The sequence below is a fragment of the Variovorax sp. EBFNA2 genome, from assembly GCF_033802765.1.
GTDB classification, from domain to species: domain Bacteria; phylum Pseudomonadota; class Gammaproteobacteria; order Burkholderiales; family Burkholderiaceae_C; genus Variovorax; species Variovorax paradoxus_H.
Genome location: NZ_CP138496.1, coordinates 2,677,804 through 2,690,468, shown reverse-complemented (window position 1 = coordinate 2,690,468; position 12,665 = coordinate 2,677,804). Strand labels below are relative to the sequence as shown.

The window sequence follows — 12,665 nt, the reverse complement described above, 5'->3', positions numbered from 1 at the left end:
GTCAGTCCGCCGCGCCGACGATGCGCATGCGGTTGGTCTCGAGATCGACCGCGCTCTGCACCGTGAACGCCAGCGGGTACGGCTTCAGGTGGATGAGCGCGCGGATCTCGAACAGCAGCACGTTGTAGGCCTCGGCCACGCCGTCTTCCTTCATGAGCGGCACCACCTGCACGCTGTCGGGAATCAGCCGCGGCTCGTAGTCGCGGATGGCGCGGCGGATGATGCGTTCGATGTCCGCCCACTTGCGCTCCGACAGGTAGCTGCCGGCCAGCGGCGGCACGCCGTAGTTCACGGTGGAAGACGCCGCATCGGCATGGCGCACGCGGTCGATCAGGTCTTCGGCGTTGGTGGTGTTGAACAGCAGGGCTAGGTCGCGCTGGATGATCTCGCGCATCTGGGCCGGCGTGGCCGTGTACTCCGACGGCAGCTCGGTGGCGCGGCTGGGCGCGTCGTCGCGCAGGCGGTCGAACAGCGTGGGCAGCAGCTGCGCGTTGACGCGCGGCGGGGCCGGTGCGTCTGGCCCGCGGAGGGCGCGGGCGCCGGGGTGCGCGGGGTGGGAACCTGTGAACGGGGAATGCTCGGTGAGCCGCATGACCTTGCCTTTTCTGGAAGGGGCAGAGTCTTGCGTGGATGCCCGCCGCTCATTGCAAACAATGGTCACACAGCGGGCCGGAGGCGCACGCGCACGCCTCGGGCGGGCATTTGTCGTCGCGTTCGTGCTTCGCGAGTCCTACAGCACGCACCGCCCCTTGCCGACACCCGCGCACCGGCGGGCGCCCGATGCTGGGTCATCGCCAACCACTAGGAGCCCTCGCGTGAATTCCATCATCTACATCGTCGGTCTGGTCGTGGTCGTCGTGGCCGTGCTGTCGTTCTTCGGCCTGCGCTGAAAGCCGCCGACCGCGCGTCCTTTCCTTTGCTGCACGCGCAGCGCAACGGGGCCGTTCGCGGCCCCGTTGGCCGTGGGCGGGGCTTCGCCATGCGCCGGGCATAATTTGCGCGCCCCGCCTTCGCTTTTCCTGCGCCGGGGCGTCATTGGCGAAGAAGAAGGGACCCTGTTGACCACCACCGCACTGCGCGAACCTGATTTTCCGGATGCGGTGATCACCGAAGCGGTCCGATGGACCGAACAGAACGGCCCGCTCGACGACGCGTCGGCCCTTCGCACCGCCGCATCGCGCAGCGCCGACGGCCACTCCCGAATCATTGAACGCGCCCGCCAGCTCGGCGAGCGCATGGGCCTGCAGGCCGAACTCGCGCGCGGCCGGCACTGGGCGCCGTGGGTGTTGCTGGCGCTGGTGGCACTGGTCGTGATCACGGGGCTGGGCCTCGCGGGCCAGGTGGTCGGCGGCAACGACCGCCACATCAACGTGATCGTCGCGCTCGTCAGCTTGCTCGGCCTGCACGCGCTCACGCTGGGACTGTGGCTGATTGGCCTGTGGCTGCCGTCGGGCACCTTCGGCACGGCCTCGCTGGGCTGGCTGTGGCTGTCGCTCACGGCGCGCGTGGCGGGCGGCCAGCGCGGTCAGGCGCCGCTGCTGGTGCGTGCGGCGACGGGGCTGCTGACACGCGCCCGCCTGCTGCCCTGGGCCTTCGGGCTCGTGAGCCACGGCATCTGGGCGCTGTCGTTCGCCGTGGTGCTGGCCGCGATGCTGTTCGCCCTCGCCTTTCGCAGCTACACGCTGAGCTGGGAAACGACGATCCTCGAACCGGCCTTCTTCGTGCGCGCGGTGCAGGCGCTCGGCTGGCTGCCGGCGCAGTTCGGCTTTCCCGTGCCTGATGCGGCGACGGTGCAATCGGCCGCCCCAGTCGCAGCGGCCCAGCGCACCTGGGCGCTGTGGCTCACGGGCTGCATCGCGGTCTACGGCCTGCTGCCGCGCCTGGCGCTGGTGCTGCTCAGCGCCGCCGTCTGCCGCCACCGTCGCCCGGCCCTGCAGCCCGATTGGCAAGCGCCCTACTACCGCAAGCTGCTGGCCCGCTTCGCCGCGCTGGCGCCGCCCGCCATCGTCGATGCCGACCCGGGCCGCGCGCACCCCGCCGCGCCCACCGGACTGCCGGCCTCCGAGCAGCACGACGGCCTGTTCGTCGTCGGCTTCGAGCTGCCGCCCGACATGCCCTGGCCACCGGCCGGTTTGCCGACCTCGGCGGCGCGCATCGACGGCAGCGCCCCGGCGCGCCGCGCGCTGCTCGACCAGCTTGCGCAAATCCACCCGCGCACCGTGCTGCTCGTCTGCCATGCAGCCTCGAGCCCCGACCGCGGCACCGAGCGCTTCCTGCGCGAGGTGCTGATGCATTGCGGCGAATGCCGACTCTGGCTGGCCGACGCGCCCAACGCTGCCGCCTCGCAACGCTGGCGCGACTGGCTGCGCGACGCCGGACTGGCCCACGTGGTGGCGAGCGACCGGCTCGATGCCGTCTTCACGGAAGGCACCGCCACCGCATGACCGAACCGATCCGCATCGCCGTCGTCGGCCACACCAACGCCGGCAAGACCTCGCTGCTGCGCACGCTCGCGCGGCGCGTGAGCTTCGGCGAGGTGTCGCAGCGCCCCGGCACCACGCGCCATGTCGAGTCGGTCGATCTCGAGGTGAACGGCCAACCGGCCGTGCGCTTCTTCGACACGCCGGGCCTCGAAGACGCCGTCGCGCTGCGTGAGCATCTGGCCGGCCTCGACACTGCCGCGCAGGCCACGCCGCCCGAGCGCATCCGCCGCTTCTTGCAGGGCCCCGAGGCGCACGGCGTGTTCGAGCAGGAGGCCAAGGTGCTGCGCGCGATGCTCGACATCGACGCCGCCTTTCTCGTGATCGACGTGCGCGAGCCGGTGCTGCCCAAGTTCCGCGACGAGATCGAGCTGCTGAACTCCTGTGCGCGCCCGGTGCTGCCGGTGCTCAACTTCGTGCGCGACGCCGCCAGCCGCGAGCCGGCCTGGAAAGAGCTGCTCTCGGCCTACGGCCTGCACGTGCAGGTGCGCTTCGATGCGGCGGCGCCGTTCGTGGGCGCCGAGCACGATCTCTACAACGACCTCGCCACGCTGCTGCGCGACCGCCGCGACGTGCTGCGCGGCGTGGTCGACGCCCTCGACGCCGAGGCCGACGCGCGCCGCCAATCGGCCTGCACGCGCATCGCGGACCTGCTGGTCGATGCCGCGTCCGTCCGCCGCACCGTGCCCGCCGCCGAGTTCGCCGATGCCACGCGCCGCCAGGCACTCATCGCCGGCGTGCAGAAGGACGTGTTCGACAAGGCCCAGCGCTGCACCGACGATCTGCTCGCCCTCTACGGCTTTCGCCAGGACGACGCCGACGAAGCGCCGCTGCCGATCATCGAAGGCCGCTGGACGCTCGACTTCTTCAACCCCGAGGCGATGAAGGACGCGGGCCTGCGCCTGGGCAAGGGCGCGGTCATCGGCGCCGCCGTGGGCGTGGTGGCCGACCTCGCGGTGGCGGGCCTGTCGCTGGGCGCGGGCGCGGCGCTGGGCGGTGCCATCGGCGGCGCGGTGTCACAGCGCTGGGGCCCGCTCGGGCGCAAGCTGGCCAACAAGCTGCGCGACATGCACGAGCTCACGGTGGAAGACAGCGTGCTGTTCACGCTCGCGGCGTGGCAGCTGCAGCTTGCGCAGGCGCTGGAGCGGCGCGGCCATGCAGCCGTCGAACGCATCCGGTCCGAAGCCCCGTCGGTGGACGACGACGACACGCTCATGCGCGCCGCCGCCGGCGCCGTGCGTGCCGTGCAGCCGGCGCGCAGCCATCCCGAGTGGGAATCGACCGGCGCCCTCACGCGCAGCTTCTGGCGCCCCGCGCCGCAGCGCGAGGCGCTGGCGGGCACGCTGTCGATCGAACTGCAGCGCGCTTTCGAGCCCTGAGGTCGGGCCTCAGCCCGCCACCTGCTCGGGCGTGACCTTGGCGAGCGACTTGTCGACGAACGCCCCCAGCCGCGTCTGCACTTCCCCGCCGGTCTGCACCACCGCCGCCATCAGCGATTCGGCGAACATGCCGTCGGTGGCCGACATGTCGGCGATGCGGCTGATCGACGTCACCATCGCGTAGTTCGACAGCGCCGCGTTCTTTGCCACGCGCTTGGCCAGCACCATCGCGGCACGCAGGCTCTCGCCGGGTGCGGCGATCTCGTGCGCCAGGCCCAGCGTCTTGCCGGCGCGGGCATCGAGCACGCGGCCGGTGAGCATCATCTCGACCATGCGGCCCGGCGTGATGATGCGCGCCACGCGCACCGTCGCGCCGCCGCCGGTGAAGATGCCCTTCTGCCCCTCGGGCAGCGCGAAGTAGGTCGACGGGTCGGCCACGCGCACGTGCGTGGCCGCCGCCAGTTCGAGCCCGCCGCCGACCACCGCGCCGTGCAGCGCCGCGACCACCGGAATGCCGCCGTACTGGATCTTGTCGAAGGTGCTGTGCCAGCGCTGGCACACGCGCATGAAGTCGACCGCCGTGCGCTCCTTGTCGTGGTGTTCCTTCAGGTCGAGCCCGGCACAGAAATGCGGCCCCGCGCCGGTCAGCACCACTGCCTTCGCCTCGCGGGGCAGTGCGGAGAACACGGCGTCCAGCGCAGCCAGCGTGGCCTCGTCGATGGCGTTGCGCTTGGCGGGACGGTTCAGGGTCACGACGGCGACCTCTTCGTCCATGTGCAGGGTGACGTTCCGTTCGATCACGGCAGGGCTCCTTGGTTATTGCGGGTTCCGCCACGGGCATGTGGCGCTTCAGGGCTACGATAGCCTTGGGTGCCACGCCATTGCTTGCAGATCGCGCCCATTCATTTGCAGAATCCGCCAACCGTTCTTTCACCCATGCCACCCGAGCGCGCCACCGTCGCCGTCAGCTTCCTGCAGCACCTGCTGAGCGGTGCGCGCCGCCAGCTCAGCCCGCGCGACATCGACGCGCTGGCCGCACAGGCCGGCATCTCGCCGCAGCTGCTGCGCCAGGAAGGCGCGCGTGTCACGCGCGAGCAGTTCGTTCGCATGTACGAGTGCGTGTCGCTCTTCATGGGCGACGAGATGCTGGGCCTGTGGTCGCGGCCGATCCGGGCCGGTGCGCTCAAGTACCTCGGGCTCAGCCTGCTCGACGCGCCCTCGCTCATGGTCGCCATGTACCGCTTCACGCGCTTCTGGAACCTGCTGCTGGACGACCACCGCCTGCGCATGACACGCGCCCACGGCGTGGCCACGATCACCATCGCGCCGCACCCGGAAGCCGCCGCGCGGCCCACCACGCCCTTCGGTCATGCGCTGATGGTCAAGCTGATCCACGGCGTGGCCTCGTGGCTCATGGGTCGGCAGTTGCCGGTGCTGGGCGTCGGCTTCGCGTTCCCGCGCCCGGCGCGATTCGACGAGTACGCGAACCTGTTCCCCGGCCCGCTGCAGTTCGAGCAAGACACATCTTCGGTGCGCTTTGCCGAACCCGTGCTGCGCCAGACCTTCCAACGCACGCGCGCCGAGCTGCTCGACTTCGTGCGCCGCGCGCCCGACGACTGGATCTTCGTCACCTTCGACCACGACACCACCAGCGCCACGGTGCGCGAGTTCGTTGCCGCGCACCTCGCGTCGGACGCCACGCTGGGCGCGGCGGCGCGCGCGGTGCACATGTCGGAGCGCGCGCTGTCGCGCCAGCTCGCGGCCGAGGGCACGAGCTTTCGCGCGCTGAAGGAAGAAGTGCGCCGCGACCTCGCGATCCAGCGCCTCGTGAAGACCCGCGAGCCGATCGATCGCATCGCCGCCTCGGTGGGCTTCGACAACACGCCGGCGTTCCACCGCGCCTTTCGCACGTGGACCGGCAGCACGCCGCGCGGCTACCGGCAGCGCGCGGGTTAGTGGGAAGTCCCGGCCAACGCCTGCAGCTTGGCGAAGTCACCCGGCCGCGCGCCCATCTGCTCGGGCGTGGAACGCTTGGCCACGCGCTCCAGCAGCGGCAGGCGGTTGACCGGCTGCACCGTCATGCCCTTGCTGCGCAGGAACTGCTCGTCTTCCAGCTCGCTGGCGATCACGCCGACATTCGTCCACTTGGCCGTGTCGGCCAGCGTCTTCTCGACCATCGCCTGCTGCGGCGGCGTGAGGCGGGCCCAGGCGGCCTTGCCGATCACGATGCCCAGCGTGTCGTAGATGTGGCCCGTGAGCTGCACGTACTTCTGCACTTCGTAGAGCTGCTTGGCGCGCACCGTGCCCAGCGGATGCTCCTGCGCCTCGACCTCGTTCTTCTTGAGCGCGCCGTACAGGCTGTTGAACGGCAGCGACACGGGCTTGGCGTCGAGCGCGGTGGCAAAGAGCTGGTAGGCCGCGGCGTCGGGCACGTACAGGCGCAGGTCGCGAAAGTCTTCGGGACGCTGCAGCGGCTTGCCCGAGGTCACCTGCCGCGCGCCGTAGTAGACCGACGCGACCATGCGGTTGCCGCTGCGCTCGTTGTAGCCCTTCATCAGGTCCGCGAGCAGCGGGCTCGCGAGGTACTTGCGCACGTGGTCCAGGTCCTTGAAGGCGAAGGGGTAGCTGCCCAGGCCCAGCGGCGGGTAGCCCTCGGCCAGCGTGGCCTGGCCGACGTAGGCGATCTGCATGGAATCGTTGGCGAGCATCAGCGCGTAGTCGCGCTCCTGCCCCAGCTTGGATGCGGCCACCACCTCGATCTTGATCTTGCCGTCGGACTGCTCGGCGATCTTGCGTGCCGCCAGTTCGGCCTGCTGGTGAAAGATGCTCGCGGGCTCGTAGATGTGGCCCCACTTGAACTGCTGCACTTGCGCGGAGGCAGTGACGGCGCACCCCATGGCAATGCACAAGGCTGTAGCCCGGCGCCACGACATCAAACATTTTTTCATCGGCAGTCCCTCACGGTGAGAAGGCCCGCCGGCACGGGTGCGCCAAAGCACGCGGCGGGTGTCGGGAACGCATCCCGGCCGCTGAATGTAAACATTTGCAACCAGAAGCCGGAGAGGGTTTGCCCGGTCACGCGGCAGTCATGGCCGCTGCCTAGGATCGCGGGCGCCCGACGCGCCCTCCTCCTTCTCTCTCACCGCACCTCATGTACCCCGGCGAACGACTCAACGGCTACAGCCACCTGTTCGGCCTGCTGCTCGCGCTGCCGGCGGCCGCGCTGCTGCTCGCCAAGACGCTGCCCACGGGCGACCCGGCGCGCATCGCGGGAGGCCTGGTGTTCTCGTTGTCGGCCGTCGCGCTGTACGCGGCCTCGACGCTCTTTCACAGCACGCGCGGCCGCAGCAAGCGCCTGTGGGAGCGCGCCGACCATTGCGCGATCTTTTTGCTCATCGCGGGCACCTACACGCCCTTCGCGCTCGTCACGCTGCAAGGCCCCTGGGGCTGGTTGCTGCTCGCGGCGATCTGGAGTGCCGCGTGCTTCGGCATCTGGCGCGAGCTGAAACCCGCCAGCGCCGGCGCAGAAAAGAAGCCCTCGCTGCCGCTGTACATCGGCATGGGCTGGCTCGGCGTGCTGGCCGCGGCGCCGCTCGCGGCAAAGCTGCACGCCACCGGGCTGGCGTGGCTGGTGGCGGGCGGCGTGCTCTACACGGTGGGCACGGTGTTCTATCGCAACCGGCTGGGGCTGCGCCACGCGCACGGTGCCTGGCACCTGTTCGTGCTGGCCGGCACCGCGAGCCACTACGTGGCCGTCGGCTGGTTCGTGCTCTGAGCCTTACAGCGGCTGCAGCTTCGCGGTCTTCATCATCCGTTCGGTCAGCTCGATCTCGCTCGCGAAGGCCTGCACGTAGGCCTCGGGCGTCGACGGGCTCACCTCGCTGCCCAGCTCGGTCAGCGCCGTGATCACCGCCGGCTGCTTCAGCGCCTGGCTGAACACTTCGTAGAGGCGTGCGGCGATGTTGTCGGGCGTGCCCGCCGGCACCGACACGCCGCCCCACGACGTGAGCTCCACACCGCGCAAGCCCAGCTCGGCCAGCGTCTGCACCTGCGGCAAGGCCGCGTTGCGCTTGGTGCCGGCCACGCCGAGCGCGCGCAGCTTGCCGCCCTGCACATGCGGAAACGCCACCGAGAAGATCGGCATGCCGAAGCTCACCTGGTTGCCCAGCACCGCGTTGACGAGTTCCGATGCACCCTTGTACGGCACGTGCGTGGCCTGCACGCCCGCCGCCTGCAGGAACAGCTCCACGCCCAGGTGCGAGGGCGTGCCGACGCCGCCCGAGGCGTAGTCGAGCTTGCCGGGGTTGGCTTTTGCACGCGCTACCAGCTCCTGCATCGTCTGGATGCCCGAGGCCGGGTTGACCACCAGCAGCACGTCGGAGGTGGTCAGCCGCATGATGTGGCGGAAGTCCTTCACGGCGTCGTAGCCGGGGTTCTGCTGCATGCGCATGTTGGCGGCCATGGGCGCGGCCGAGTAGATCCAGGTGTAGCCGTCGGGCGCAGCGCGCGCGACCTGGCGCGCGCCGATGTTGCCGGCCGCGCCGCCGCGGTTCTCGATGATGACCGGCTGGCCCAGCAAGGGACCGACCGCTTCCGCGAGGATGCGCGCGCCGTTGTCCGGGCCGGTGCCGGCGAGGTACGGCACGATCCACTTGACCGGGCGCGTCGGCCGCCAGGCGGAAGCGTTCGCTCCGGCTGCGCGCGCAATGGCCGGCAGCAGCGCGGAGGCAGCGATCGCGCCGCACAACGCGCGGCGATTAGCATGGAAGGTATTCATGGCTTGTCTTGTCTCCTGATTTTCTGCTTCGGTCTCAGGCCGCGTCGCCGATCAGTTCGCGCGCGATGATGTTCTTCTGGATCTCGCTCGTGCCCGTGAGCACGCGGTACATGCGCAGCATGCGGAACAAAAATTCCACGCGCCGCCCCTGCACGATGCCTTCGCCGCCATGGATCTGCACCGCCGCGTCGGCCACGCGAAACGCCGCCTCCGAGCAGAACAGCTTGGCCATCGAAGCCTCGGCGCGCGGGTCGCCGCCGGCATCGATCTGCCGCGCGGTCGACAGCATCAGCGCGCGTGCCGCGCACAGCTGCGTCGCCATGTCGGCCAGCGAATGCTGGATCGCCTGGAACTGTGCGATGGCGCGGCCGAACTGGCGGCGCGTGCGCGCGTAGTCGCGCGCGTCCTTCAGCGCCACCGTCGCCAGCCCCACCATGCCCGGGCAATGCAGCAGCCGGTTGACCGTGATGCGCCCCAGCGCCAGCGCCAGCCCCTTGCCGGGTTCGCCGATGAGGTTCGCGGCCGGCACGCGGCAGCCGGTGAGCACGATGTCGCCCGTGGTCGACTGGCCCGCCATGGTCTTGTAGCCAGCCTGCACCTCGACGCCCGGTTGCGTCAGGTCGACGAAGAAGGCCGTCACCTCGCGGCGCGCCGGATCGTCGGACGTGGACGCCATCAGCACCGCGAAGTCCGCAAACGGCGAGCCCGAGATGAAGCGCTTGCGCCCGTCGAGCACGTACACATCGCCCTCGCGCCGCGCCGTCGTCTGCACCGCGCCGGCATCGGAGCCGGCCTCGGCTTCGGTGAGCGCAAAGCAGATCGCTTTTTCGGCCTGCGCCACGGGACGGATGAAGTTCGCCATCTGCTCCGGCGTCGCGAACTTGGCGAGTGCACCCACACGCGGCGGCCCGCTGAGTTCGCCGAACACATGCGGCGCGAGCGGCGAGCCGCTCGAATAGATCGATTCCTTCACCAGCACATGGTCAAGCAGGGACAGGCCGAGCCCGCCCATGGCTGTGGGCAGCGTCATGCCGTAGAAGCCCATCGCGTGCGAGCGGCGCCAGACGTGGCGCAGCGTCTCTTTGTCGGGGCCGTGCTCGTGGTCGATGCCTTTCTCGCGCACGAGGTCGGCCAGCTCGCCGTTCAGAAAATCGCCGATGCGGGCGATCAGCTCGGCCGCGCGCGGCGAGCCCTCGAAGGGACCGTCGAACAGCGGCGCGCGGATGGCCGAAGCCTCGGTGGCTGCGGTCGGGGCGACGGAAGGTGTCAGCGTGGTGTCCATGTCGTTCTCTTTCAGTTGACGCGGCGCGCGTGGCCGGCCCAGTACGGCGTCTGGATCGCCTTGCGTGCGACCTTGCCGTTGGCGTTCTTCAGCAGCGAATCGACAAACTCGATGCGGCGCGGACGCTTGAAGCCCGCGAGCCGTGCGGCGCAGAAGTCGTCGAGCCCGGCCGTGTCGGGCGAGGCGCCCGGCTTCAGCACGATGTGCGCGGCCACCGCCTCGCCCCACTTGTCGTCGGGCACGCTGAACACGCAGGCCTCGGCCACCGCCGCGTGCTGGTACAGCACGGCCTCGACCTCCGACGGGTACACGTTGAAGCCGCCGCTGATGACCATGTCCTTCTTGCGATCGACGATGTAGATGTAGCCCTCGTCGTCGGCGCGCGCGAGGTCGCCCGTGTGATAGCGCCCATCTTTCAGCACCTCGGCCGTGAGCTCGGGCGCGCGCCAGTAGCCGGCGAACACGTCTTCGCCGCTCACCACGATCTCGCCCACTTCGCCGGGCGCGACCGGCCGGCCTTCGTCGTCGACGATCTCCACCAGCGACTCGAGAAACGGCCGGCCGCACGAGGCCAGCCGGTCGGGCATGGCGGCGCGCGCGAACAGGTGGTCTTCCACCGAGAGGCCGCACACGCCCGAGGTCGTCTCGCCCGCGCCGTAGCCCTGGGACAGCACGGGGCCGAACACGTCCATCGCCTGCATGATCCGCGCGGGCGCCATCGGCGCGGCGCCGTAGCCCAGGCGATGCAGGTCGGGCAGCGGCCGGTAGCGGCCCTGCAGCTCGGCCAGCAGCATGTTGATCATGGTGGGCACCATGAAGGTGTGGGTCACGCGCTCCTTCTTCATGTCGTCCAGGAAGCGCGCGGGCTCGAAGCCAGTGAACAGGCGGATCGTCGCGCCGCTGCACAGCGCCGGCACGATCTGCATGCCCGAGGCGTGCGTGATCGGGCCCACCAGCCCCAGCAGGTCGCCGGGGCGCATGCCCTCCGAACGCGAGAGGAACTTGCGCAGCTGGGCCAGCCGGTTGCCGAAGGTCTGCATCGCGGCCTTGAGCACGCCGCTGGAGCCCGAGGTGTAGTGCAGCACCGCCAGCTCGTCGGCGCGCACGCGCTCCGTGGTGAAGGCGTCGCTCGCGAGCGCCAGCTGGCCTTCGTACGAAGCGGGCGTGCCCTCGGCCGCATCGAGCAGCAGCAGCTTCGGGGCCGCGCCTTTCAGCAGCGGCAAGAAGGTCTCGGCGCGCGCGGCGGTGGTGACGATCAGCGTGGCCTCGCTGTTCGCGATGACCTCGGCCACTTCGACCGGCGCGAGCCGCGCGTTCATCGGCGCCTTCACCAGCGCGGCCTTGTAGCAGGCCAGCTCCAGCTCGACGATCTCGATGCAGTTGGGCAGGTACACGCCCACGCGGTCGGCGCGTTGCAGGCCGAGCCCGCGCAGGGCATTGGCCAGGCGGTTCGCGCGCCGGTCGAGCTGTTCGTAGGTGCAGGCGCGCTGCGGCGTGGTCACGGCGATCTGCCGCGCATGCAGACGGGCGGCGCGGGATGCGAGTTCGCCAACGTTGGCGATCTCGGGCGAGAGTGAGGGCAAGTTGTCTCCTTGTGGCAGGTGCCTGTGCACCTTCGGGAGAACTGTCGCAGGCAACGCCGCTACACAACAAATACCGATTGCTGATGCGCGGCCATCACAAAAGATGATGGCCCCGCCGCGCGATCCTCCCGCCTGCTATGGCTGGGGCTTGCCGTCGCCCAGGAACTGCGCGTCCCATCGGCCCGAGGCGATCATCGATCGCGCGTCGTCGGCCAGCGCCTGCATCACGACCTGCGTGGCCGCATCGGGCGCCTTGCCGGCCGGCGTGGCCAGGTGGTACGTGCGCAGCAACTCGGGCTCCACGATGCGTGCGATCAACCAGTTCGGCTGCTCGCCCGGTCCGTCCGAGAGCGCGCAGGCGGGCGAAACGGTGAAGCCCGCGCCCGCGAGGTAGAGCGAGCGCAGCACGCGCGCCGAATCGTGCTCGTGCACCACGTTGAGTTCCACGCCCACGGCCTCGGCCGCCGCCTCCACGCGCTGGCGGATGCTGAAGCGGCGCGACTGCAGCACCAGCGGCAGGCCCGCGGCGCGCGCGAAAGGCACCGTGGGACGCACGGGCGCGCCCTTCTTCGCGCGCCCACCCTTCGCACTTTTTCCGAGCAGCGCCGCCACCTCGCCCTTCGCATCGAAGCCGCAGAGGAACATGCCTTCGCGCACGAAGGGACGCACATCGAGCCCTTCAACGCTCGCGGTGTCGACCAGCAGGCCGATGTCGGCGCGGCGATCGACCATCGCCTTGCGCACCATCAGGCTCAGGTCGTCGATCACGAACACGCGGATGCGCGGGTGCGACTGCTTCAGCCGCGCCAGCACCGGCCCGAGCAGCAGCGAGGCCAGCAGGAACGGCACCGCCACCGTGACCGAGCCCTCAGGCCCGTCGGGCGTGCGCTGCAGCCGCTCGCGCATCGCTGCGGCATCCGACAGCAGGCGCCGCGCGTCCTGGTACAGCTGCAGCCCCGCGGCCGTCGGCGTGACGCCCACGTGCGAGCGGTCGAACAGCTGCGTGCCGAGTTCGGCCTCGAGCTTCTTGATCTGCGCGGTCAGCGCGGGCTGCGCCACGTACAGCGACGCGGCGGCACGCGACAGGCTGCCGGCTTCGAGCACCGCGATGAAATAGCGAAGAGACCTCAGGTCCATGGGGCGGCAGGGGAAAAGATGGGGGCG

General features: G+C 70.3%; 12 protein-coding genes. 5 read left to right on the top strand and 7 right to left on the bottom strand.

What is annotated here, in order from left to right; translation table 11 throughout:
- Position 1: 1 nt before the first annotated feature.
- The gene (tssE, locus tag RZE79_RS12530) at positions 2-592 is read right to left on the bottom strand and encodes a type VI secretion system baseplate subunit TssE (protein WP_319360664.1); all 591 of its coding nucleotides are present in this window, start codon (positions 590-592) and stop codon (positions 2-4) included.
- Here tssE and RZE79_RS12525 point away from each other — a divergent pair.
- From RZE79_RS12525 to RZE79_RS12515, 3 genes are all read left to right on the top strand, one after another.
- Positions 591-890, top strand: coding sequence for a hypothetical protein (locus RZE79_RS12525; RefSeq protein WP_319360663.1), 300 nt, complete (start codon positions 591-593; stop codon positions 888-890). The two genes, tssE and RZE79_RS12525, sit on opposite strands and share 2 nt — an antisense overlap.
- 168 nt (positions 891-1,058) lie before the next feature.
- Positions 1,059-2,444: a DUF2868 domain-containing protein gene (locus tag RZE79_RS12520; RefSeq protein ID WP_319360662.1), complete on the top strand. Its 1,386-nt coding sequence runs from the start codon at positions 1,059-1,061 to the stop codon at positions 2,442-2,444.
- A complete protein-coding gene (locus tag RZE79_RS12515; RefSeq protein WP_319360661.1) occupies positions 2,441-3,859 on the top strand; it encodes a GTPase/DUF3482 domain-containing protein in 1,419 nt (472 codons plus the stop codon). Before RZE79_RS12520 ends, RZE79_RS12515 begins: the two co-directional genes overlap by 4 nt.
- 9 nt (positions 3,860-3,868) lie before the next feature.
- Here the strand turns inward: RZE79_RS12515 and RZE79_RS12510 are convergent, their stop codons facing one another.
- Positions 3,869-4,660 (bottom strand): crotonase/enoyl-CoA hydratase family protein, encoded by a 792-nt coding sequence (locus RZE79_RS12510; RefSeq protein ID WP_255221122.1) that lies wholly within the window; start codon positions 4,658-4,660, stop codon positions 3,869-3,871.
- Between the two features lie 135 nt (positions 4,661-4,795).
- Here RZE79_RS12510 and RZE79_RS12505 point away from each other — a divergent pair, with 135 nt between their 5' ends.
- Complete coding sequence (locus tag RZE79_RS12505) at positions 4,796-5,815, top strand: AraC family transcriptional regulator ligand-binding domain-containing protein (protein WP_319360660.1); 1,020 nt, start codon at positions 4,796-4,798, stop codon at positions 5,813-5,815.
- On the opposite strand, the gene RZE79_RS12500 is transcribed toward RZE79_RS12505, so the two are convergent.
- Positions 5,812-6,726 carry a sialic acid TRAP transporter substrate-binding protein SiaP gene (locus RZE79_RS12500; protein WP_319360659.1) on the bottom strand — a complete coding sequence of 305 codons (915 nt, stop codon included), beginning with the start codon at positions 6,724-6,726 and terminating at the stop codon, positions 5,812-5,814. The genes RZE79_RS12505 and RZE79_RS12500 overlap by 4 nt on opposite strands.
- 284 nt (positions 6,727-7,010) lie before the next feature.
- Here RZE79_RS12500 and RZE79_RS12495 point away from each other — a divergent pair, with 284 nt between their 5' ends.
- On the top strand, positions 7,011-7,634 hold the full coding sequence (locus RZE79_RS12495; protein WP_153284779.1) for a hemolysin III family protein: 624 nt from the start codon (positions 7,011-7,013) through the stop codon (positions 7,632-7,634).
- Between the two features lie 3 nt (positions 7,635-7,637).
- Here the strand turns inward: RZE79_RS12495 and RZE79_RS12490 are convergent, their stop codons facing one another.
- From RZE79_RS12490 to RZE79_RS12475, 4 genes are all read right to left on the bottom strand, one after another.
- Entirely contained in the window at positions 7,638-8,636 is a 999-nt protein-coding gene (locus RZE79_RS12490; RefSeq protein ID WP_319360658.1) for a tripartite tricarboxylate transporter substrate binding protein, read from the bottom strand.
- A 34-nt stretch (positions 8,637-8,670) separates the two neighbouring features.
- Positions 8,671-9,918, bottom strand: coding sequence for an acyl-CoA dehydrogenase family protein (locus RZE79_RS12485; protein WP_319360657.1), 1,248 nt, complete (start codon positions 9,916-9,918; stop codon positions 8,671-8,673).
- An 11-nt stretch (positions 9,919-9,929) separates the two neighbouring features.
- Positions 9,930-11,501, bottom strand: a complete 1,572-nt coding sequence (locus RZE79_RS12480; protein WP_319360656.1) for an AMP-binding protein — start codon at positions 11,499-11,501, stop codon at positions 9,930-9,932.
- 135 nt (positions 11,502-11,636) lie between these two features.
- A complete protein-coding gene (locus RZE79_RS12475; RefSeq protein WP_319360655.1) occupies positions 11,637-12,638 on the bottom strand; it encodes a LysR family transcriptional regulator in 1,002 nt (333 codons plus the stop codon).
- Positions 12,639-12,665: the final 27 nt, after the last annotated feature.